This window comes from Kaistella antarctica, from assembly GCF_900109615.1.
GTDB classification, from domain to species: domain Bacteria; phylum Bacteroidota; class Bacteroidia; order Flavobacteriales; family Weeksellaceae; genus Kaistella; species Kaistella antarctica.
Genome location: NZ_FOIX01000001.1, coordinates 706,398 through 728,747 on the forward strand (window position 1 = coordinate 706,398; position 22,350 = coordinate 728,747).

The 22,350-nt window shown below is 34.4% G+C and carries 20 protein-coding genes; 15 read left to right on the plus strand and 5 right to left on the minus strand.

What is annotated here, in order from left to right:
- Positions 1-19 precede the first annotated feature (19 nt).
- The gene (locus BMX49_RS03355; protein WP_034718636.1) at positions 20-1,108 is read right to left on the minus strand and encodes an FAD-binding oxidoreductase; all 1,089 of its coding nucleotides are present in this window, start codon (positions 1,106-1,108) and stop codon (positions 20-22) included.
- 349 nt (positions 1,109-1,457) lie between these two features.
- Here BMX49_RS03355 and clpB point away from each other — a divergent pair, with 349 nt between their 5' ends.
- Entirely contained in the window at positions 1,458-4,049 is a 2,592-nt protein-coding gene (clpB, locus tag BMX49_RS03360; protein WP_034718637.1) for an ATP-dependent chaperone ClpB, read from the plus strand.
- Positions 4,050-4,416: 367 nt separating this feature from the next.
- On the opposite strand, the gene BMX49_RS03365 is transcribed toward clpB, so the two are convergent.
- Positions 4,417-6,789 carry an outer membrane beta-barrel family protein gene (locus BMX49_RS03365; protein ID WP_034718639.1) on the minus strand — a complete coding sequence of 791 codons (2,373 nt, stop codon included), beginning with the start codon at positions 6,787-6,789 and terminating at the stop codon, positions 4,417-4,419.
- A 145-nt stretch (positions 6,790-6,934) separates the two neighbouring features.
- Between BMX49_RS03365 and BMX49_RS03370 the strand changes: the two genes are divergently transcribed.
- The 3 genes from BMX49_RS03370 to BMX49_RS03380 all read left to right on the plus strand — a co-directional run bounded on the left by BMX49_RS03370 (position 6,935) and on the right by BMX49_RS03380 (position 11,033).
- Complete coding sequence (locus tag BMX49_RS03370) at positions 6,935-8,254, plus strand: sensor histidine kinase (RefSeq protein WP_034718640.1); 1,320 nt, start codon at positions 6,935-6,937, stop codon at positions 8,252-8,254.
- On the plus strand, positions 8,244-8,927 hold the full coding sequence (locus tag BMX49_RS03375) for a response regulator transcription factor (RefSeq protein ID WP_034718642.1): 684 nt from the start codon (positions 8,244-8,246) through the stop codon (positions 8,925-8,927). Before BMX49_RS03370 ends, BMX49_RS03375 begins: the two co-directional genes overlap by 11 nt.
- 180 nt (positions 8,928-9,107) lie before the next feature.
- Positions 9,108-11,033 carry an ABC-F family ATP-binding cassette domain-containing protein gene (locus tag BMX49_RS03380; protein WP_034718644.1) on the plus strand — a complete coding sequence of 642 codons (1,926 nt, stop codon included), beginning with the start codon at positions 9,108-9,110 and terminating at the stop codon, positions 11,031-11,033.
- Positions 11,034-11,171: 138 nt separating this feature from the next.
- On the opposite strand, the gene BMX49_RS03385 is transcribed toward BMX49_RS03380, so the two are convergent.
- Genes BMX49_RS03385 through BMX49_RS03395 form a run of 3 tightly spaced genes read right to left on the minus strand, consistent with a single transcriptional unit; the run spans position 11,172 to position 12,615 of the window.
- Positions 11,172-11,459 (minus strand): type II toxin-antitoxin system RelE/ParE family toxin, encoded by a 288-nt coding sequence (locus BMX49_RS03385; protein WP_034718645.1) that lies wholly within the window; start codon positions 11,457-11,459, stop codon positions 11,172-11,174.
- Entirely contained in the window at positions 11,449-11,685 is a 237-nt protein-coding gene (locus tag BMX49_RS03390) for a hypothetical protein (protein WP_034718646.1), read from the minus strand. Before BMX49_RS03390 ends, BMX49_RS03385 begins: the two co-directional genes overlap by 11 nt.
- Positions 11,686-11,739: 54 nt before the next feature.
- Positions 11,740-12,615 (minus strand): DUF4846 domain-containing protein, encoded by an 876-nt coding sequence (locus BMX49_RS03395; RefSeq protein WP_034718648.1) that lies wholly within the window; start codon positions 12,613-12,615, stop codon positions 11,740-11,742.
- Between the two features lie 116 nt (positions 12,616-12,731).
- On the opposite strand from BMX49_RS03395, the gene BMX49_RS03400 reads away from it, so the two are divergent.
- The 11 genes from BMX49_RS03400 (at position 12,732) to BMX49_RS03445 (ending at position 22,303) form a co-directional block, all read left to right on the plus strand.
- Entirely contained in the window at positions 12,732-14,066 is a 1,335-nt protein-coding gene (locus tag BMX49_RS03400) for a hydroxymethylglutaryl-CoA reductase, degradative (RefSeq protein ID WP_034718650.1), read from the plus strand.
- Positions 14,053-14,673, plus strand: coding sequence for a hypothetical protein (locus BMX49_RS03405; RefSeq protein WP_034718652.1), 621 nt, complete (start codon positions 14,053-14,055; stop codon positions 14,671-14,673). The genes BMX49_RS03400 and BMX49_RS03405 overlap by 14 nt, the downstream gene beginning before the upstream one ends.
- A gap of 47 nt (positions 14,674-14,720) precedes the next feature.
- Positions 14,721-14,891 carry a hypothetical protein gene (locus BMX49_RS14665; protein ID WP_156030678.1) on the plus strand — a complete coding sequence of 57 codons (171 nt, stop codon included), beginning with the start codon at positions 14,721-14,723 and terminating at the stop codon, positions 14,889-14,891.
- Position 14,892: 1 nt separating this feature from the next.
- Positions 14,893-15,279, plus strand: a complete 387-nt coding sequence (locus BMX49_RS03410) for a DUF423 domain-containing protein (protein WP_034718654.1) — start codon at positions 14,893-14,895, stop codon at positions 15,277-15,279.
- Positions 15,280-15,350: 71 nt separating this feature from the next.
- Positions 15,351-15,536, plus strand: a complete 186-nt coding sequence (locus BMX49_RS03415) for a zinc ribbon domain-containing protein (RefSeq protein WP_034718655.1) — start codon at positions 15,351-15,353, stop codon at positions 15,534-15,536.
- Between the two features lie 214 nt (positions 15,537-15,750).
- Positions 15,751-18,957 (plus strand): YCF48-related protein, encoded by a 3,207-nt coding sequence (locus BMX49_RS03420; RefSeq protein WP_074726706.1) that lies wholly within the window; start codon positions 15,751-15,753, stop codon positions 18,955-18,957.
- A gap of 160 nt (positions 18,958-19,117) precedes the next feature.
- On the plus strand, positions 19,118-19,450 hold the full coding sequence (locus tag BMX49_RS03425) for a DMT family transporter (RefSeq protein WP_260242685.1): 333 nt from the start codon (positions 19,118-19,120) through the stop codon (positions 19,448-19,450).
- A gap of 39 nt (positions 19,451-19,489) precedes the next feature.
- Positions 19,490-20,356 (plus strand): DMT family transporter, encoded by an 867-nt coding sequence (locus tag BMX49_RS03430; protein ID WP_034718659.1) that lies wholly within the window; start codon positions 19,490-19,492, stop codon positions 20,354-20,356.
- Between the two features lie 322 nt (positions 20,357-20,678).
- Positions 20,679-21,200, plus strand: a complete 522-nt coding sequence (gene azu, locus BMX49_RS03435) for an azurin (protein ID WP_051803672.1) — start codon at positions 20,679-20,681, stop codon at positions 21,198-21,200.
- Between the two features lie 159 nt (positions 21,201-21,359).
- The gene (locus tag BMX49_RS03440; RefSeq protein ID WP_034718660.1) at positions 21,360-21,737 is read left to right on the plus strand and encodes an HYC_CC_PP family protein; all 378 of its coding nucleotides are present in this window, start codon (positions 21,360-21,362) and stop codon (positions 21,735-21,737) included.
- 95 nt (positions 21,738-21,832) lie between these two features.
- Positions 21,833-22,303 carry a DUF3347 domain-containing protein gene (locus BMX49_RS03445; protein WP_034718661.1) on the plus strand — a complete coding sequence of 157 codons (471 nt, stop codon included), beginning with the start codon at positions 21,833-21,835 and terminating at the stop codon, positions 22,301-22,303.
- Positions 22,304-22,350: the final 47 nt, after the last annotated feature.

A 22,350-nucleotide genomic window follows, 5' to 3' on the forward strand; every position in this document is an offset into this window, starting at 1 on the left:
CGTTTTTTTAAATAATCAGTTAGACGTCGTAGTTTAACATGACGACATTAGTCGTCGGGTGGCATTGACAAGTTAATACAAATCCTCGCGCAACTTCATCTTCAGTCAAAGCGAAATTTTTATCCATAAAAACTTCTCCTTCCATCACCTGCGCTTTGCAGGTACAGCAGACTCCTCCTTTACACGCAAATGGAACCGGAAGTTTCTCAGCCAACGCTTGGTCTAAAATACTGTTTTTCTTTGAATTAAGGTGAAATGAATATTCATCATCATCAATAATTAAAGTAACCATGCTTTCTAGATTCGGGATCGCTTTGAATTCTTCACTCATTTCTGCATTCCCTTCTTCATCTGGCGCCGCGTAATATTCGTACATGATTTGCAGCGACGGAACTTTCTTTTCTTTTTTCAAATAGTCAGAAATTCCTTTGATCATTTCAGACGGTCCACAAATAAAATAAGTGGATTCCTGAACTGGAATATCTGTAAATCTTTGAAATAAAAGATCCAGTTTTTCTGCTGAAATACGTCCTTCAAAAAGTTCATCTTCAAAATGCTTTTCTCTCGATACCAAAAAAATCACTTTTAATCTTCCGTCAAATTTCTCTACCAATTCATCAATTTCCTTTTTAAAAATGATGTCTACAAAACTTCTATTGCTAAAGAAAAGATAAGCGGAACTCTTAGGCTCCTGATAAAGCGCTTCTTTGATATTTGATAATACGGGAGAAATCCCACTTCCTGCAGCTAAACCAATATACGTTTTCTCATTAGAAACATGATAGTGCGTATAGAAATGTCCAGACGGCGCCATGATTTCTACCAGATCACCTTCTTTTAATTCTTGATTTAAATAAGTGGAAACTTTTCCCTGGTCCAGATGTTTGACCAATATTTCTAATTCAGGGTTGTCTTCACTTGGAGCATTGATGATGGAATAACTTCTGCGCAAATCTTCTTCCCCAAAAACAAACCTTACATTAATATATTGTCCTTGTTTAAATGAAAACTCGTGTTTTAAGTGATCTGGAATTTCGAATCCGATATGAATACAATCGTTGGTTTCCTTAGATACTTTGGTTGCTTTAAGTTGATGAAAATGATGCATATTGTTTTAAAATCTCAATAAATGGGTGTTCAACAAATATACTTATTTTTTGAAACTCACGGAAAGGATTTCGCTCATTGTCGGATTCTATTGATAATAGATTTTGCTTTCTGATCTCCAATTTGTCTTAACTAAATGAGGAGAAAACTCTGAATTCGGAAATAATGACTTGAATTTTTATTTAAAAATTATTGAATTCGGAAATTATGACCGCTTTTTAGTAATAATATTGAATAGAATGCTTTTTGAGGATAAGGAATCAGAATTAAAAATAGATTGATAGGAAGGAGTAAGAATTCGTAGCTTTATATGGATTCTTACTGTTTCTGAAACCTAAAAAATTATTACTATGAATTTAAATCAATATACCGTAAAATCACAGGAAGCCATTCAGAAAGCGCAACAAATTGCAATGGAGTTTGGCAATCAAAGCATTGAACCGCAGCATATATTAGAAGGGATTTTCCAGATCGACGAAAATATCTCTGATTTTTTATTGAAGAAATCAGAAGCTGAATTAACATTAGTTCGAGAAAGAAACCGCGAGAATATCGAAAAACTACCAAAGGTGGAAGGTGGAAATATCTATCTATCGCAAACTGCAAATAAGGTTTTGCTCGATGCTCCGAATGTTGCTAAAAAAATGGATGATGAATTCGTCACCATTGAACATGTGTGGCTTTGTCTTCTGGATGTAAATTCTGACGTTTCTAAGATGCTCAAGGATATGGGCATCACCAAAAATGGGTTAGAAATGGCGATCAAAGAATTGCGAAAAGGGTCTAAAGCAACTTCCGCAAGTTCAGAAGAAACCTATCAAAGTTTAAATAAATACGCCAAGAATTTTAATGAACTCGCAGCGGAGGGAAAACTTGATCCCGTAATTGGACGAGATGAAGAGATACGTCGTGTGTTGCAAATTCTGTCCAGAAGAACTAAAAACAATCCAATCTTAATCGGTGAACCTGGAGTTGGTAAAACTGCGATCGCAGAAGGGATCGCACATCGAATTATTTCAGGTGATATTCCAGAAAATTTGCAGGATAAAACTCTGTATTCTTTAGATATGGGCGCTTTGATCGCTGGTGCGAAATACAAGGGTGAATTTGAAGAACGATTAAAATCGGTCATCAATGAAGTCACTAACTCTGATGGACAAATCATATTATTCATCGATGAAATTCATACTTTGGTTGGCGCCGGTGGAGGAGACGGAGCCATGGATGCTGCAAATATTCTAAAACCAGCTTTGGCGAGAGGCGAACTTAGAGCTATTGGTGCAACGACTTTAAATGAATATCAAAAATATTTTGAAAAAGATAAAGCCTTAGAAAGACGATTTCAAAAGGTGATGGTGGAAGAACCTGATACCGAATCAGCGATTTCTATTTTGCGTGGAATTAAAGATAAATATGAAGCGCACCATAAAGTTCGGATCAAAGACGAAGCGATTATTGCAGCCGTAGAACAATCTCAGCGCTATATATCAGATCGTTTTTTACCGGATAAAGCCATCGATTTGATTGACGAAGCTTCGGCTAAGTTGAGAATGGAAATCAATTCAAAACCTGAAGAACTCGATGTTTTGGATCGTAGATTAATGCAGATGGAAATTGAATTAGCGGCGATTTCAAGAGAAGGAAACGATATCAGAGTTCAGCATCTAAAAGAAGATATTTCTAAAGTTTCAGCAGAGCGAAATGAAATCAATGCGAAATGGTTGAAGGAGAAACAGAAATCTGAAGATCTAACTTCCATTAAAAAAGATATTGAAGCGCTAAAATTAGAAGCGGAACGCGCCTCCAGAATTGGAGATTATGCGAAGGTTGCTGAAATTCAATACGGGAAAATTAAAGAGAAAGAAGATGATTTGCAGAAGTTAGAATTGGAAATGCAAAACCATCAAAATGAATTGATTAAAGAAGAGGTTACGGCGGAAATGATTTCCGAAGTCATTTCAAAATGGACTGGAATTCCCGTCACTAAATTAATTCAATCCGAAAGAGAAAAGTTATTGCATTTAGAAGACGAACTTCACAAAAGAGTCGTTGGTCAGGAAGAAGCAATTGAAGCGGTTGCCGATGCCATCAGAAGAAATCGAGCAGGTTTGAGTGACGAGAAAAAACCCATCGGTAGTTTCTTATTCCTCGGAACTACTGGCGTGGGAAAAACGGAGTTGGCAAAAGCGCTGGCAGAATATCTATTCGATGATGAAAATAACATGACTCGAATTGACATGAGTGAATACCAGGAAAGACATTCGGTATCGCGTTTGGTTGGCGCGCCTCCCGGATATGTCGGTTACGATGAAGGCGGTCAACTAACGGAAGCGGTGAGAAGAAGACCTTATTCAGTCGTGCTTTTAGATGAAATTGAAAAAGCGCATCCTGATGTTTTTAATACGTTGTTGCAAGTTTTGGATGATGGACGATTAACGGATAGTAAAGGCAGAGTCGTGAATTTCAAAAATTCAATTATCATAATGACATCGAATTTAGGTTCCCATATCATTCAAGAAAACTTTGAAAAAATAACCGACGAGAATGTGACGGAAATTGTTGCGAAAACAAAAGAAGAAGTTTTTGCTTTGCTGAAGCAGACTTTGAGACCAGAGTTTTTAAATAGAATTGATGAAACGGTGCTCTTCCAACCTTTAAGTAAAAAAGAAATTGGTAAAATTGTCAATTATCAGTTGCGTGGATTTAATGAGATGCTGGCAAAAAAAGGCATTATGATGACTGCTACAGAAGATGCAATTCAATACATCACAAACAAAGGTTATGATCCAAGTTTCGGAGCAAGACCGCTAAAAAGAGTTCTGCAGCAGGAAGTTTTAAATAAACTGTCCAAAGAAATTCTCGCTGGAAATGTAAATGACGGCGACCGAATTATCCTGGATTATTTTGATGAGAGCGGATTGGTTTTTAGACCTAGTGAGTAAGCAAACTGTTTATCCGAGAAGAATTTTCACAGTATCACTGCAGAAATTATGTTTTTTATAGCTGTTGTTATATGAATATTTGCATCCCCTAGTCAAAGTCATGTCTTTTATCTATGATGACTTTTGTTGGCAAAATGGAAAATACTTCGGGAAACATTTTGTTATCTAGAAAAATAAGCTAATCTTTGCAGTGTTCAAAGCTTGTGAAAGTAATGAACAAATTTTTTTTCATCATTTGTGTTTTTAGAATCCATCAGTCATGATGGATTCTTTTTTTTATTTAAAAAGGAGGTGTTCTTTGGGAAATTAGGTTAAAAATAGAAGTAAATTTCTCTTCTAAAATCTGGGTGCTTTTACTAAAGTCTGTCTACATTCGATTCTGCTCATCGGCCTTTTCAATAGTCTTCGCACTCTTCACAGCCTGATTTCCAAAATTAAATTTGATCGAAATAATTAAATTTTGCGTATCAGTATAATCCAAAAAGTAATTGTCCTGATTCGCGTATTTAGTCGTGACTTTTTGCTGAGAGGTTTTAAAAATATCATTAAAGAAAAGGCTTGCTTCTAATTTCTTACTCCAAAACGTTCTATTCATCACCAAATAAGTAGCTGAAAAACCTGAAATGGTAAATGTTCCCTGTATAGAAGGTGAGTTATATTGATGCCCAATTTCTATGTTCCAATCGCTTTTTTTATCCAAAGTAAAACTGGTGGAAAGATCGGAAGACCAGTTCCAGACTTTGTTTTTATATAAAACGGCATCAACTCCCACAAAATAGTTTTCATTATGTTCCAGATTTTCAGAAACACTTAAACTCCACCAAGGTTTTATTTGAAAATTTTTATAGAAACTTAAACCATAAGCCTGACCTTTTTCGATATTGGTAAAATGATAGATTAGATTGGTGGTCGATGGATCTTGAAATGAAATTTCCATCGATGGATTGATTTCTTTACGGTAATAAAAATCCAGATTCCAATCTTTCCAGGTATAAGTGAGATTGAGGTTGTGAACCATCGTGGCTTTTAATTTCGGATCACCTTGGAAATAGGAAAATAAATTATAGTAAGACTTTGCCGGATTTAACCAGGAATAAGAAGGTCTGCTGATTCGCTTGCCGTAAGATAATCCAAATTGATGGTTACTCGTGGTGGTATATTGCGCATATAAAGTCGGAAACAATTTCCAATAATCATTTTCACTCAATTCATACGGTTCTGAAACGATGCCTTCTAAATCTGTTTTCTCGGCGCGCAAACCTGCTTTAAAATTCCATTTTCCAGAATTGTAAGCAACAGAAGAATATAAAGCGAAATTATGTTCTCGATAATCAAAAGTATTGCTTTTATCAGATCGGTATTGAAGTTCTCCTTTTTCGTTTTCTGAAAAGTCTAGCACGCTGTTGGTTTTTACAAAACTATATTTTGCGCCTGATTCAACTTCCCATTTTTCGTTTTTCCACTCATAATCTACTTGAGTAGAGTAGAGCTGAACATCACTTCTGTTATTGGTTGTAAAATTATTTTCCTTAGGATCCTGATTAATAAAATCTAAATAAGTAAGCACGTTCTGATATTTCCGAGCATTGTTTCCAGCGAAATAATTGACCCAACTTATTTTACTTTTATCATTCAATTTCCGGTCAACCTGAAAACTCAAAGCATTATTGTTGGAGCGCGAATAATGATCATTAATAGTGGTGTAATTAGATTCGACAACGTTCTGAATATTATAAATCAAAGTGGGCACATGATAATTCCCAAAAGATTTTGGACTAAAAAATCCAGAATAGTTGAAGCTCAAATTTGTCAGACTATCAAGCTCATATTCCATATTGAAGTTAACTGTATTCTGACTTCTATTTTGGTCTTTCCGATTCATGATACTGATCCAGCGCGTTTGATCTTCAAGATAATTGACGTAATCTGTTCCCTCTCGATAATAAGTTCCAGCACCTAAATAGTAACCTGCCATCACTGAAATTTTATCCTTTTTATAATATTGAGAAATTCCAACTCCACCTTTAGTATACTGACTTTGTACATATTTTGAAGAGACAACGCCGCGATAACCTTCAATGGTGTTTTTCTTCATTATGATATTGAGAACCGTACTTCCCGAAGCTTCATATTTTGCGGGAGGATTCGTAATTACTTCGACCGATTTCATATCTTCACCTTGCGTGTTTTCTAACAGATTTTTTAATTCATCACCTGTCAACATGACTTTTTTATCGTTGATAGTCACCAAAATACTCTGGCTTCCTTTGATGGTTAAAGTTTCATTATTTACAGAAACGCCTGGTGTTTTTTTAAGAATTTCCCACGCGTTCAAAGATGAGATGTTGCTGTTTTCTACATTAAAAGATAAGCGGTCAATTTTTCTGGTAACTATCGGTTTTTGTTTGATCATGACCACTTCCTCAATGTCTTGAATGTTTTTTTTCAGAATTATTTTTAGTTGCTTATCATATTTGACCAAGTCGATAACTTCTTCAAATTGATTGTATTCCAAATCTTTAAATATTAATTTAATAGAAGATTCAGAAATTTCATCGAAAGAAAATTCACCATTTTCGCCGGTGATTAATTTTTTAATTAAAGTATTCTGAAAATCGTAAACTTCAATAGTCACGAGCGGAAGTTTTTCATTTTGAATATTAACAACCGTTCCCTCGATTTTCTGTTTTTGAGAAAATAGCATCAGCGGGAAAAATAAGAAAAGCAGGAATTTATACATGATGATCAGTTTTTGATTAAGGAGAATTATATTCTATAAAGTATTGAGACAAAGGTCTTTGTTGTCGGGGAGAATTTCGGTTAACGGAAGGTTAATGATGGGTTAATGGTCATTGGGAAACCAATATTCAATTATCTTTGTTACTATGATTTCGAAAAGCAAAAATCTTGTCGCCGCTTTTACGATCTTGTTTCTACTGTTAATGGGGATTCAAGCTTATTTTCTGGTGAAGACTTATCAGCTAAAAGAAAGAGAAATTTACAGGACCGTTTATGATCAACTGACTAATTTTACAGATCGGTTAGAAAATCAAGGTGGAATCATCACCGTCACCAATGATTCGCTGCAGCAAAGATTTATTGAATTCAAAAATAAAGAAATCACCAAGACGCAATTTCTAAATTCCTTTGAAGAGAACAGAAAGGTTAATGAGAAATATGTGAGTCAGTTTGTCGATCAGCAATTCGCTAAAGAAAAATATCAAGTCGCTGCTAAAATTGAGTTTTCGTCGATTCTTTTTGTGCCAGATAATATTCATCTTATTGAAAAGCCAGTCGTTCTTTATGAAACCAAAAACAAAGTAATAAATCCCGGAATTTTAAATACAGGAACTTGGGAAACTTCTTCCAGCTTTGTTTCCGACCAGGAAAAAGACATTCCCAGAAACAATGTTTTCCTGGTGAAAAGCAAAACGAGTTTCGAAATTCTGAATATTAAAAGTATTATTTTTAAAGAATTAATCGTGCTGATTTTCTCCTGTGTTGCTCTTCTATTAGGTGTTTTACTCTTGTATATTTTCACGCTCAAAAATTTAATTAAACAACAGAAGCAAGTTGTGATTCTGCATGCCGTAGTTGATAATATTTCGCATGAATTCAAAACGCCCATTGCAACCTTGAAAATTGCGACCAAAACTTTGAATAAAGATTGGAATCCCAAAACATTACCTTTGATTGAAAGACAAGTTTCCCGCTTGGAAGGTCTGATGCTTCAGTTGCATAATGATGATGATGGTGGAGAAATGATAAAAGTAAAAGCTGCAGACTGGGATTTTATCATTCAGGATTTAGCATTTGTCAATCCATCTATTCAATTCATTCTTAAAAATAATACGTCACAAGAACTTCCTTTTGATAAAAATTTAATGGAAACTGTTTTGAAAAATTTGTGTGAGAACAGTGTGAAATATGGTGCTTCTACCATTAAAATAAATTTGAGTCAAACAGAACGAAATTTAGAAATTAAAGTCAGCGATAACGGTCAGGGAATTGACAAGAAAGAATTTAAAAATATTTTTGAAAAATTCTACAGAATACAATCTAATAATATTCACTATACCAAAGGTCTTGGGTTGGGACTATATTTCGTGCAGAAAATTGTTGAGAAATATAAAGGAATGGTAATCGTTGCGAGCGAACCAACTTATGGAACAACCTTTAAAATAAATCTGCCTTATGAAAACTAAAGTTCTTTTGGTGGAAGACGATTCAGATTTCGGACTCATTCTAAAGCAATATTTAGAACTGAGTAATTTTGAAGTGAGTTGGTTTCAAAACCCTGCGGATGTCGTTGAAATTTTAGATTCTGATTTCTCATTTAATATTGGAATCTTAGATATTATGATGCCGAATATCGACGGATTTTCGTTGGCTAAAATTATTTTGAAAGAAAAACCAAATTTCCCTTTGCTTTTTTTATCAGCCAAAAATCAGAAAATAGACCGACTAACCGGCTTGAAAATCGGTGCAGATGATTACATTTCCAAACCTTGCGATCCTGAAGAATTGATTCTTCGAATTAAAAATATTCTGAAAAGAGTGTCGCCTGCGACTTTAGAAAGTCACTTTAAAATCGGAACATATACTTTAGAAGCAGAAAAACTGTTGCTGACCCATCCTAACGAAAAGGTACGGTTAACCATTCGCGAAAAAGAGCTTTTGCTTTATCTTTTGAAGCAGAATAATCAAACGATAAAAAGAGATGATATTTTAAATCAACTTTGGGAAACCAATGATTATTTTACAGGGAGAAGTTTGGATGTTTTTATTAGCAGAATAAGAAAATATTTTCGACATGATGAGCAGATTAAAATTCAATCGATTAGAGGAGTCGGATTTGAAATCGATTTTCCTGTATAATAAGGTTACTTTCTATATTAATAGCAATAAATTTCAATAAGTAATTGGTTTTTAAAAACATACCACCTAATCAATCTGGTTTATAATCTGAACGATCCCAAAGACAAGATAGTCTGTAATTCAATTAGTTTCACTACTTTTGCACCTCGAAAATTCACTCAATAATTAGTATTCAAAAATATGATTTCTGTTCAAAGTTTAGGTCTTCATCATTCAGGAAATTACCTCTTTCAAAACGTCAATTTTACCATCAAAAAAGATGATAAGATCGGTTTGGTAGGTAAGAACGGAGCAGGTAAATCAACTTTATTAAAGATGCTTACCGGAGAAATCAATTTCTTCGAAGGAAGTATCGTTCAGGAAGGTGCAGTGACGATTGGATTTCTAAAACAGGATCTGGATTTTGTAAAAGGTCGTACGGTTTGGAATGAAACTTTGCAGGCTTTTGAGCAGATCAATAAGATGAAGGACGAACTGGATGATGTGAATCTTCAGATGGTGACCAGAACTGATTATGAAAGTGATTACTATGAAAATTTAATTCATAGAATGACGGAACTGAATGATCTTTTAATGCATTACGATGCTTATAATTTAGAAGGTGATGTTGAGAAAGTCTTATTGGGACTAGGTTTTAAAGCGGATGATTTCCATAAAATCACCGATGAGTTTTCAGGAGGTTGGAGAATGAGAATTGAATTGGCGAAACTGCTTTTGCAGAAAAATGACTTAATGTTACTCGATGAACCAACCAATCACTTGGATATGGAATCGATCATTTGGCTCGAAGCCTTTTTGAAAGATTATCCTGGCGCAATCGTTTTGGTAAGTCACGATAAGCAATTCATGACCTCAGTTTGTAACCGAACGTTTGACATTAATAATAAGAAGGTTGACGATTATAAAGCCAACTACACCAAATATCTGGAACTTAGTAAAGAGCGAAAAGAGAAACAGATTCAAGCCAAGAAAAATCAGGATGTCGAGATTAAGCAGATGGAAGATAACATCAACCGTTTCCGTGCTTCTGCAACCAAGTCTTCTTTTGCGCAATCTTTGATTAAAAAATTGGATAAACTGGAAAGAATTGAAGTTGATACTGATGATGTATCCAAATTTAATATTCGTTTCCAACCTGCTGTAACTCCTGGAAAAGTAGTCTTTGAAGCGAAGAATCTAGGAAAAGCTTACGGGAATAAACAGGTTTTTGATGAGGTTGATTTCTTCATCGAACGTGGACAGCGTATCGCTTTATTAGGACAAAATGGTCAAGGTAAAACGACCATCGCAAAAATTCTTTCCGGAGAAATTACCGATTATTCAGGTGAATGGAATTTGGGTCATAATGTCAACATTGGATATTTTGCTCAAAATCAAGAAGAAGTTCTTACACCAAACAAAACCGTTTTAGAAGAAGCCGAAGATGCGGCGACTGAAGAAACGCGTCCGAGAGTTCGTGACTTATTAGGAAGTTTCTTGTTTCAAGGTGATGATGTTTCTAAAAAAACCAAAATCCTTTCTGGAGGTGAGCGTAACCGTTTGGCTTTGTGTAAGTTGTTGCTTCGTCCATTCAACACGTTGATTATGGATGAGCCGACGAATCACTTGGATATTCAATCGAAGGAGATTATCAAACTCGCTTTACAGAAATTCGAAGGAACCTTAATCGTTATTTCTCACGACCGTGAATTTTTACAAGGGTTGAGCGATAAAATTTTTGAATTCCGTGATGGAAGAATGAAAGAGTTTTTGGGTGATGTTAATGATTACTTAGAATTCCGTCAGAAAGAAAGTATCCGAGAAGTTTCCGCAGAAAAATCAAAACTTCAAGAATTGCGAAACGAACCAACTCCAGCGAAAGTGGTGGAAAAGCCCGTTGAGAAAAAACAGGTTATCGTTAGTAAAGAAGAAAAAAATATTCAAAATAAAATTAAGAAAGTAGAAGAGAAAATTTCTGAACTCGAATTAAAAATCGAAGAAATGGAAAAATCCTTTACGACTGGAAATCCATCGGAAGAAACTTTAGAATTGTACAATACTAATAAAGCAGATTTAGATTTGGCTTTGCAGGAATGGGAATATCTAGGAACGCAGTTGGAAGCGTAACTTAAAATAGAAATATTGCAGCTCACGTATTTAACCGTGTCAAGGTTCTGAACCTTGACACGGTTTTTTTATCGAACAATAGTGGGTTGGAATTTTAAATTGAAATAGTGTCTTAGTAAATCTGATCGGCTGAAAATATCACTCTCTTAATTCCTCTTCCCATTTGTGAAAACCGAAAACTACTATTTTATTTTCTGAGCGTACAATTTCGTAAATGATAGAAGACCCTTTTACAATAAGTTCTCTAATCTGGTCGCTTCGAAAAAACTTAGAAATCTTATGCTTAAAAGCCATATTTCCATTTTTTCTTATTTCGGAATAGATGAGTTTACTCAGGTTTTTTGCAGCCAATGGTTTATCCTGAGAGATGTAGATAATCTGTCTTTTTAATTTTGCTTGAAATTCAGGAGTGATTTCAATTTTCATTACTTTGAAATAAAGCATTCATCTCTTCTTCTGCGTCATCCACGCTTATTAAAGGATTTTTATTATTTTTGTAAAGATCATAATCCTTTTGCAATTCTTTTTTTGCAGCAAGAAATTGGGTGTCATTTCCAAATTCAATTTTCAAATCTTTTTCAGAAAAAGTTTTTAAAAAATCATTAAGTTTTTCTGCAATAGACTCACTGAAATGTAAGGTGATGGTTTTCATAACTTCTTGATTTATTAATACAAATGTAATATTTTTTCTTCAAAAGTTTATAATTTAAAAACTCCTAAAATTACTCGGTTCGAAGAAATATCTCGCTGTTTTCGTTTCAGCAGAATTCACATCTAATTCATACCAAGGCGAAATTTTTGGATTGAATGGATTTTTCAAAAGATGAATTGATTGAGCCGGCGTAAAACCTTCAGCAAGTAAAAATAATTTTTGTCCTTTTTGATTCTCAGAAACTCCTGCGATAAAAACGATATGTCCTGGACTTCCGGCTGTTATCAAAAGATCTCCAGTTTTTAAATCATTTGTTTTCAAGACGGGTTTTGTTTCTTTATTTAAAGAAATAGTTCCTGCATACGTGAAAATTAAATCCAAATACTTTCTGAAGTTTTCCTTAGAATCATCAAAGTTTTCGGTCTTTTTAAATTTTACTGAATTTCCATTAACAAATGCTCGAGTCCCTTTTTTGTAATCATTCCAAGTCATTAAATCTCCGCTGGTGAAATGGAATTTAATTTCATCAAACTTCTTTAATTGAAACAAATATTCGGCTCTTAATCGAATAAGTGCATCGGCACATTGCTGTAAATCTTTTGTTCCAGTATCGATAACAAAAATCGCCTCATGAAGATGCTGAGTTTCAATTTCAGTTCCATTATATTTCAGAATTGGTGAACTGTATTTTTTTAAGGCAAAGTTTTCTAGATAATGTCCGAAAGAATTTGGTCTTACTTCAACCCACGAATATCCTTCCGGCGCTGGAAATCTTTCTTTAACCGTGTTTTTATCTTCATTAATTTTTATAGAAGACGGTGTTTCTAAAACTGCAGAGCTTTTATTGGCTTCGTTTTTAATTTCCGAATTTGAACTTTTTTCACAATTAAAAAGAAAGATCAATAATGTAAATAGAATTGCTTTTTTCATGGACTAAATATAAATAAAATCTATCACCCGTATCTATTATCCAGCACCTAACACCCAAGATCTATCTCCAAACATCCAACCGAATTTCCTATCTTTGAAATTCAAAATTAATTTCTATGAATCACCAACCGGTTGAAGGTTTTTCTAAACTCTCAAAGCAAAGAAAAATAGATTGGCTTATTAAAGAGTATTTGAGTGAAGACCGCAGTTACGAACAGGTTCTTCAGCAATATTGGAACGGCGACCCAACCTTGCAAAAACTCCACGAAGAGTTTTCTGAAAACACGATTTCCAACTTTTATATGCCGTACGGAATTGCGCCAAACTTCCTCATCGATGGGAAATTATTAGCCTTGCCAATGGCGGTTGAAGAAAGTTCAGTGGTTGCTGCAGCCTCAAAAGCCGCCAAGTTTTGGATCGATAAAGGTGGTTTTAAAACTACGATCATTAATACCAAAAAATTAGGTCACACGCATTTCGTAATGGATGCTGAACCTCATAAAATATTGCATTTCTTTAACTTTAAATTAAAGAAAAAATTATTTGAAGCCACTGAAGATATCACCAAAAACATGCGTAATCGTGGCGGTGGAATTTTGAACATTAGACTGATTGATAAAACGGCTGATCTTGAAAATTACTTTCAACTGAAAGCGAGTTTTGATACTGTCGATTCGATGGGTGCTAACTTCATTAACTCGTGTTTGGAACAGTTTGGAAAAACATTGAAAGAGGAAGTAGAAAAAGAAGAAAGTTTCACTCAGGAAGAAAAAGATTCATTGCAAATCGTGATGAATATTCTGTCCAACTTTACACCAGATTGTATTGTTCGGGCTGAAGTCTCCTGTAAAATTGAAGATTTAAAAGACGATAGCGGAATTTCTAATGAGGAATTTGCAACTAAATTTAAACGCGCCGTAACCATTGCAGAAATAGAGCCTTATCGCGCAACTACGCATAACAAAGGAATTATGAATGGAGTAGATGCGGTCGTAATCGCAACTGGGAATGATTTCCGGGCGACTGCGGCTTGTGCTCATGCCTACGCCGCGAAAGACGGTAAATATTCTAGTTTAACGCATTGTACAATCGATAACGGAATTTTTAGATTTTGGATTGATCTTCCAATTTCTGTCGGAGTTGTAGGCGGTTTAACGAATCTTCATCCATTGGTGAAATTTTCGCTGGCTTTGCTGGGTAAACCTTCCGCGCAAGAACTGATGAGTATTTTGGCCGTTTCGGGTTTGGCTCAGAATTTTGGAGCGTTGCGTTCTTTAGTAACCACTGGAATTCAGAAAGGGCATATGAAAATGCACTTGTTTAATATTTTGAATCAATTAGGCGCGACTGAAGAAGAGAAGAACCATTTCGTTACTTATTTCAAAGACAAAACGGTGACGCATCATGAAGTGATTAGTGAATTTCATAAAATGAGAAATGATCAAAAATAAATTGGTTTGGCTGATCGTAACGTTTCTGGTTTTTAGCCAAGTTTCATTACTTTTGGGTCAAACTAAATTCACCCAAAATAAAGAAATTTTACAAGGGATTGGAAAAATCAATAAAGCGTTCTCTGATAGTGTAAGTCTATACGATTACAAAAAAGATGAGAAATTATACCTAGAGAAGTATGGAGTTTTTTATAAAAACAAAATGGAAAATCTATACCGATACTACCAAGAAATTTATGCTGCAAATCTTTCCGATGGAAAAAATGATGGAAAACCAAAGATTTCAGATCCCAACCAAGCCGACTTGAATATCGGACTTGAAGATCTTGAAAACGGGGAGCAAATGAAGGAATTAGGAACGTATTTGCGAACTAATTTCCCATTACATTTATTTGGCGCAGAAGGTTCGGAACCTTATAAATGCAAGTTGACCTTTATTGTAGATGCTGAAGGAAAGTTTAAGAGAATTAAATACAAAGGGGAGAAATTAGAATTCAACTTGGTCAGCGCCCTGTTTCTTTACGCTATTGATCATCTAGAAAAACCTTTGCTGTATAAAGGAGTGCCGATTAAAAGGCAGTTTTCACTTCCTATCACAATCTTATGAAATTAAATTCAGGTTATTAATCAATTTTTATCATTATAATAAATAATATGTTTCAACTCGTCTTAGGACTTTTAATTTTAATATTTGGGATTTTTCTGAAGGTCACCAAAGATCCCGGTTTCGAGAAATCAAAGAAATTTTCGTGGATGTTTATCGCCATCGGAATTTTATCAATCATCGGAAAACTAGTCATCATTTATCAAACAGGTACTATATAATATGAAAACATTTACTTTAGTCGTCGGAGCCGTTTACGGATTGGTGTCCGTTATTTTAGGAGCCTTTGGAGCGCATGCTTTAAAGAAAGTAATCTCTATAGACAAACTCGCAAGTTTTGAAACTGGCGTCAAATACCAGATGTATTCTGCGCTATTTTTATTAATCGTTGGTTATATTTTAAAATTTGAAACACCCGCTGAAAAATGGATTTCTATTTTTATGATCGCTGGAACTTTCATCTTTTCAGTGAGCATTTACTTATTGGCATTTAGCGAAGTGGCGTCAATTCCATCCAAGTTTATTGGACCCGTAACGCCACTTGGTGGTCTATTAATGATCATTTCTTGGTCAATGTTGATTTTCTACTTTGTGAAGAATAAAGTATAATGTTTTTTATCGCAGGAAATACCAGGAAGTTAGTAGGTTAGGAAACCAGAAAAATTAATAAAAATGGTTTGATGTTGAATGCTGAAGTTAAAGTGTATAAAAATTATATTACTTTATTTTTTATTCCAATTATTCCTTTGGGAAAAAAGTACAGCATCTATATTCCACATTCCGATGAATATTTTGAGAATAACTATTTTTCGAGAATGCCTGCAGAGTATGTAGAAATTTGTAAAGACGTCGGTAGAAAATATTGAGCAATACTCTCAGCATTTAGATTGAAAAGTGATGTCATTTTTGGTCTATTATTGAAAACTGCATAAGAAGGAATTAGTTTTATCGGAATATGATTAAATAGGATTTATTTGGAAGTAATTGAAAATTATTTACGAAAAGTTTTATTCATTTAATATAATCGTGATTGGTATTTTTTTATATTTGCTGACTTTACTAATTGTAAATTCAAACGATATGAAAATAAGATTATTTTTTTTCTGCCTTCTATTCACCCAACTTTTTATCGCTCAAAATTCCTGGGATATTCTGAATCCAAAGCCGAGTTCTGCTAATAACAAATCCGTTATCTATAGTGGAGGTGTAGGTTATATTATTAATAATGAAAAGCAACTGCTTTATACTATTGATAATGGTGAAACGTGGACGATAAAGCAACCCATAACTTCTGCAAATTCCATCAATTTTTCATCAAATGTTGGATATATTGTTGGAGATCAAGGATCCGTTTTAAAAAGTGTTGATTCCGGTGTAACCTGGACAAGCATCAATATTGGGACTACAGAAAATTTAAACAGCGTCAGTATTTTTGCAGATAAAATAATTATCTCTTCCGGTACGAAACTTTTTATCTCGACATATGGAAGTGCCTTCAGCTCCAAAACAATTAATATTGAAAATATCAACGCAGTCAAAGTCGTCTTCACGACTCCTACGGAAGGCTATTTTTATTCTTATAGAAGATTGTTTAAAACCTTTGACACTGGTACAAGCTGGACGGAAATACTTACCTATAATTTTACGCCCGCTGATCTGAATATGCTTTATTTTAAAAATAAAAATGAGGGCTATATTAATTTTGGACATAATGAGTTTAAAAAAACAATTGATGGTGGACAAACCTGGACGAACGTGCCTGGTGATTGGTTTTATGCCATCAACTCAATGTACTTTGTTAATGATAATACTGGCTTTGCCGTTGGTAGGGGTTTTATTTATAAAACAATAGACAATGGTGCAACCTGGATAAGATATCAAGAAAATTTTGAAAAAAATTCAGAAGTAGATTTGAAAAGTGTTTCTTTTCTTACTCAGAATATCGGCTCTGCGGTTGCAAATGACGGCGTTATTTTGAAGACGAATAACGGCGGTGCTACCTGGACTCGAAATGCATTCACTTACGATACCGTAAGAGAAATTAAGAAAATTGATGATTTATTTTATGTTCAGGCCCAGCACGATATTTATAAGTCTGCTGACAAACTAATCTGGCAGAAATTAACTTCACCAATTATACCAGATGAATATCCCTACATCGTAGATTTTCAAATGGTGACCGCAAGTATTGGGTATGCTTTGGTTGGTACTGCAGGATCTTCGAATCTGTCAAAAACAGTTGATGGAGGACAAACCTGGACAATGATTCCTAATACGTACGGCGGCGGTCGACAATTGCAATTTCTTAATGAAAATGTAGGATATCGTACAGATTCAGACATTTACAAAACAACAGATGGAGGAATTACCTGGGTGAAGATCACTTCCCCTTTTTACTACAATGTTTATTTTGTGACTGAAAATCTGGCCTTTGGAATGAGCGACTCGAAATTACACCGTTCAACTGATGGTGGAACAACCTGGAATTTAATTTCTGGAGAGGAGTATGTGGCTAGTTACCAGTTTATAAATGCAGAAGAAGGGTTCATTGCCGGAAATAATGCATTTCTAAAGACTAAAGACGGTGGACTCACTTGGGAGAAAATAACAATGTACGGAACTTATCAATATGTTAATTTTCAAACGTCGAATATTGGTTATCTGACTGGTCAGTATAATGAAAATCATGCTTACACAGACAACGGAGGTGCAACCTGGAACTCCATTTCAAAACCGTTCCCTGATATTTCCAGATTCGTTATCGATAAGCAACTTTATATCGGAGGCACTCACGGCAAACTTGCCGTCACAAATTTAACTCATGCAAATGTTTATCTTTCCCTCAAAGCTGCAACTGAAATAACTGCGCAAAAAGCTAAAATCACAGGTTACGGAAGCATCAATAATGGAGATCTTTCAAATCTGGTTTTGGAGTACAGCATGCAAAATTCATTTGCAAATGCACTTACTTTAAATGCGAACCCAACTACAATTACAGCTGGTAGAAATTCATCTTTTACGGTAACAATTGACCAATTGTTACCAAACACTACTTATTTTGTTCGTGCCAAAGGGATGATTGCAGGCATTCCCAAGTACAGTAATGTGGTTGAGTTTAAGACAACTCCGGCCTTTAGTCAAATGCTGACTTTTACTAAAAGGAAATCGAAGAGCGTTGTCTTAAATACCAAAATAACAAGCAACGATGATAAAGGGGTGCAAAATATAAAGATCATTTATGGTATCGATCCAAATGATTTAGCTAATACTATAGAACTTTCGCCAAACGCCGCAGCGCCAAATGAAAGCATAACGATTGTAAGCCTTTTAGAAAATTTACTAAAAGACACGACTTATTACTTTAAAGTAAAATTGACTTATAATGAAGCAGAAAATCTGAGTAATGTTTACAGTTTTACAACTTTGGCAGGACCTTCCTTATATTTAAATCCTTATCGGCAGTATTTCGAGCCATTTAATGCATATGTTCAGGCAGATGAAATGGTGACAGACCTTATGTTCCAGTATGGTTCACAGAGTTTTGAAAACGCAATTACCGCAGATCCAACTTCTTTTGGAGAAGGCGAGGGCGGTTATATTCAAAGTTCTTCCGTGCCAGTTATGGATCAGAATAAGACTTACTATATTAGATTAAAAGGTGATCATGATAACTCTGTATTGTTTAGCAATGTTGAAGTCTATAATCCTTATTCTCCAATTGTTTTAGCGAAAAACAATGAGCAGGCAATTTCTAATAATTCAGTGAAAATTAATGGACTGATCAACACGAGAGGATTTACGGCAAGTAATCTGAGAGTGATTTATGGAACTTCTCCGAGTTTATTAAATAACATTGTTAATTTTGATCCTAGTACGGTGATGAATTACGAAACAAACCCGATCTCGACTGAAATTTCAAGTCTTGAATTCAATCAAATTTATTATTATCGCTTGGTCGCACAAAGCAATACGGGTAAGTTGACTGATTACTCCTCAGATCTTTATAGCTTCAATTTATCCCAATTGAAAACGACGGAATCTTCCGCAATCAATACTTTAATAATTTACCCAAATCCTGTTTCAGACTATTTTAAAATTGAGACGAAAGAGCAGATGAGGTCAGTTGATGTATTTGATTTTCAAGGACGATTAATAAAATCATTTAATATTTCTGGTCGAACATTAGATAACAATTTTAATATTCAAAATCTTAATTCAGGCGTCTATCTGGTAACCGTCAAGCTTTCTTCTGGAAAAATCATTCATAAAAAGTTCATTAAAAAGTAAGTTTTAATGAGTGGCAAATTTAATAGTTTGTCACTCTTTAGTTAATTATATTCGGAATACTTTAAATTTGTAGTAAGGATAATAGATTCACTAAGGATGAGTAAATTTAGCTGTGATCTTCAATCATTGTAATAACATACTCTTCAAGTTCCATTTTTTAATTATGAAATATTTATTTTTAGCTCTGGCAATTGTATTTGAAGTCGTAGGATCTAGTTTCCTCAAAGTTTCTGATGGCTTTTCGAAGATCATCCCAAGTGCTATTGTCGTTGTTTCTTATGGGATTTGCTTTTATTTTTTCTCTTTATCGCTGAAAACGATTAATCTCGGTTTCGCGTACGCAATCTGGGGTGGTTTAGGAATTGTGTTAACGGCCTTAATCTCTGTTTTTATATTTAAAGAAAAACTGGATTTCGCCGCAATCGTTGGAATGACCTTGATTGTTTCGGGAGTTTTGGTGATGAATTTCTTTTCTAAAACTGCCACGCATTAACATTGATCTGAATAACTTTTATTAAATGAAGACTTGCAGATGATGACTAAACCACGACTTGCTTTATTAGTTGGAATCCTTTGTATCAGCATTTTTCCAGTCATTGTCCGAATGAATTTGACATCGGGCTTGATTTCTGCCTTTTATAGGATGGCCATTGCGACGGCGATTATTTTGCCTTTTGCTCTTTATACAAATAAACTTAAACCAGAGAATTTGAAAATTCTCTTGCCAATCGCAGCCTGCGGAATATTATTTGCGTCTGATATTGCCGTTTGGAATATTTCTATTCAAAATTCTTCAGCGACTCAAGCGACTTTACTCACTAATCTATCTCCAATCTGGGTTGGTGTTTTTTCTTTACTCTTTCTAAGTTTTCGACCACGAAAAAGTTTTTGGCTCGGTACTTTAATTGCTTTAATCGGCATGACCGTTTTCGTTGGGATTGATACTATTTTAAACTTACAACTGGACTATGCTTTTTTCCTGGGAATCTTATCGGGAGTTCTTTATGCCCTTTATATCTTAGTGAGTAAATCGGTTTTAGAAAAATTAGAAGTCATTACTTTTATCACGTACAGTATGATTTTCAGTACGATTTTTCTCTTCCTTATTAATGTAGCTTTTGGAGAACAGTTTTTTGGCTTCTCAACGAAAGGCTGGATTTCTCTTTTCATTCAGGGAATTGTCTGTCAATTGATTGCTTGGTTGCTCATTAGTTATTCCACCCAGAAAATGCGGGCAACCCGAGTTTCTTTAAGTTTAATAAGTCAGGCCATATTCGCGACCATCTTGGCGGCCATCTTTGTTAATGAAAAGATTACCAACATTCAGATGATCGGAAGTGTGATTATTCTCGCTGGGATTGCGACGACTTTTTATGAGAAGAATGCAAAGACAAATTAATAATTTATTCTAAAAGTAAATAAGAGTCTCACGTAAGAAACGCTAGTTTAATTTTTCACAGCACTAAATTTGAAAATATTCCTATTTATATTAGCAAAGATAAAGTCGATATAGAAAATTTTAATTCGCTCTAAACATCTTTTGGCCTCTAAATAATAAGTTAAATAACAATTATAGAACATTTCAATTTATTTGTAAGTAGTGACAACAACGCATTAAAAGTCTGTTGTTTGAGTAACGCGTCATGTTTCTATGAGCAAAAATTAAATCTATGTTTGTTCTATTCACGTTATATATGTACATTTGTTAAAAATAATATAAGATGAATTATACAAAAATCAAATCTGTTTTCGCGTTATTAACAATCAGTGCTACCCTTTTAGTTTCTTGTAACAAGAGTGAAGAAAGTACCGTTGTGACTGATACTCCAGTTGAAACCGAAGTTGTTACTCCTGAAGTTGTTAAGGAAGACACTATTAAAATTACATTGAATTCTAATGATAAGATGCAATACGATCTTTCAGAAATCGATGTTTATGAAGGGCAAACAGTTGTTCTTACTCTAAACCATACTGGAACAATGCCAAAAGATGCTATGGGACACAATTTCGTTTTGTTAAAAAAAGATACCGATATGGCTAAATTCGGTGAAGAAGCTGCGAAATTTCAAAAAGAAGGTTATATGCCAACTGACCAAAGCAATATTATAGCGCATACGAACTTAATCGGTGGTGGAGAAAGTGACACAGTAACTTTCATGGCTCCTGAAAAAGGAACTTATGATTTTTTATGTTCGTTCCCAGGACATTACTCTGTGATGAAAGGGAAATTCAACGTAAAATAAATCTTTAGAGATTTATAACTAAGAAGGGATTGGTACAGCATACCGATCCTTTTTTTTTATTCCATTATATTCATTTAACATAAGGTCAATACACGCTATCAATTGTTTATCCGGTCATTTCTTTTCTCATTTTGTATCTTTACGAATTATTAATTCAAGTTGAAAAAATATCTAGCCATAATGTTTACTGTTTTCTATTTCGGATTTTCGTCCGGGATGGTTTATAACGTGCATTATTGTCTGGGTCAAATTTTTGTTTCTTCTGCCTCTTCGAAGAAGTCTTGTGACCTTTGCCGCACCGACAAAAAGAAAGATTGCTGTAAAACTGAAATTAAGATCTTAAAAACTGATGTTGCCCAAAAAGCAGATATTACTTTTATTAATGATGCGCCAATAGTTGCAGTTCTCCCGCAGGAATATTTTGCAAATTTTATAGCGCCCGTTGTAGAACGTACTAATTTTTCAGTTCAAATCAATGCGCCGCCTGATAAAGCGGAACTTCCCTTATTTATTTCTTATTGTAATTTTAGAATTTAGAATCGTACTTCATTTCTCTTTTGAAAAATGACCATTTCTCGTGTCCTAATTTTCTCTGGACTTTTCGTATTTTTAAACAACCTAAAATTATTACAATGAAAAAATTAATTTTCACAACCCTATTCTCTGTATTTTCAATTCTAAACTTATCAGCACAAAAAACTGATGCCTCCATTTCAAAATTGTATCAAAACTATTTAAGTATTAAAACTGCTTTGGCGGCTGATAATGGTGATGATGCTTCAAAAGCGGCTAACATCTTTGTAAAATCTGCCTCAATGGTAGACTATAAAGTTTTGTCGGAAGGGAACTTAGATGCTTTGCGTAAAGACGCCTCTCAAATTGCTGAAAGCAGAAGCATCGAGAAACAGAGAGAATCCTTTAATGGTCTTTCTGATAACATGATTCCATTGGCTCAAAAATTTAAGTTGGCTGATGACTCTGTATTTGTGCAATTTTGTCCAATGGCAGATGCCAGTTGGTTAAGTGCTGAAAAAGAGATCAGAAATCCTTACTACGGTGCTTCTATGTTAAAATGTGGAAGTGTTAAAAAGGTTTTAAAATAATACAACTTTTATAACTCTATTTTCTCTGATGACTTTCCGTTCCAATT

Excerpts from the sequence above, each read along its gene's own strand:
- BMX49_RS03355 (WP_034718636.1), bottom strand. The coding sequence starts at position 1,108 with ATGCATCATTTTCATCAACTTAAAGCAACCAAAGTATCTAAGGAAACC.
- clpB (WP_034718637.1), top strand. The coding sequence starts at position 1,458 with ATGAATTTAAATCAATATACCGTAAAATCACAGGAAGCCATTCAGAAA.
- BMX49_RS03365 (WP_034718639.1), bottom strand. The coding sequence starts at position 6,789 with ATGTATAAATTCCTGCTTTTCTTATTTTTCCCGCTGATGCTATTTTCT.
- BMX49_RS03370 (WP_034718640.1), top strand. The coding sequence starts at position 6,935 with ATGATTTCGAAAAGCAAAAATCTTGTCGCCGCTTTTACGATCTTGTTT.
- BMX49_RS03375 (WP_034718642.1), top strand. The coding sequence starts at position 8,244 with ATGAAAACTAAAGTTCTTTTGGTGGAAGACGATTCAGATTTCGGACTC.
- BMX49_RS03380 (WP_034718644.1), top strand. The coding sequence starts at position 9,108 with ATGATTTCTGTTCAAAGTTTAGGTCTTCATCATTCAGGAAATTACCTC.
- BMX49_RS03385 (WP_034718645.1), bottom strand. The coding sequence starts at position 11,459 with ATGAAAATTGAAATCACTCCTGAATTTCAAGCAAAATTAAAAAGACAG.
- BMX49_RS03390 (WP_034718646.1), bottom strand. The coding sequence starts at position 11,685 with ATGAAAACCATCACCTTACATTTCAGTGAGTCTATTGCAGAAAAACTT.
- BMX49_RS03395 (WP_034718648.1), bottom strand. The coding sequence starts at position 12,615 with ATGAAAAAAGCAATTCTATTTACATTATTGATCTTTCTTTTTAATTGT.
- BMX49_RS03400 (WP_034718650.1), top strand. The coding sequence starts at position 12,732 with ATGAATCACCAACCGGTTGAAGGTTTTTCTAAACTCTCAAAGCAAAGA.
- BMX49_RS03405 (WP_034718652.1), top strand. The coding sequence starts at position 14,053 with ATGATCAAAAATAAATTGGTTTGGCTGATCGTAACGTTTCTGGTTTTT.
- BMX49_RS14665 (WP_156030678.1), top strand. The coding sequence starts at position 14,721 with ATGTTTCAACTCGTCTTAGGACTTTTAATTTTAATATTTGGGATTTTT.
- BMX49_RS03410 (WP_034718654.1), top strand. The coding sequence starts at position 14,893 with ATGAAAACATTTACTTTAGTCGTCGGAGCCGTTTACGGATTGGTGTCC.
- BMX49_RS03415 (WP_034718655.1), top strand. The coding sequence starts at position 15,351 with ATGTTGAATGCTGAAGTTAAAGTGTATAAAAATTATATTACTTTATTT.
- BMX49_RS03420 (WP_074726706.1), top strand. The coding sequence starts at position 15,751 with ATGAAAATAAGATTATTTTTTTTCTGCCTTCTATTCACCCAACTTTTT.
- BMX49_RS03430 (WP_034718659.1), top strand. The coding sequence starts at position 19,490 with ATGATGACTAAACCACGACTTGCTTTATTAGTTGGAATCCTTTGTATC.
- azu (WP_051803672.1), top strand. The coding sequence starts at position 20,679 with ATGAATTATACAAAAATCAAATCTGTTTTCGCGTTATTAACAATCAGT.
- BMX49_RS03445 (WP_034718661.1), top strand. The coding sequence starts at position 21,833 with ATGAAAAAATTAATTTTCACAACCCTATTCTCTGTATTTTCAATTCTA.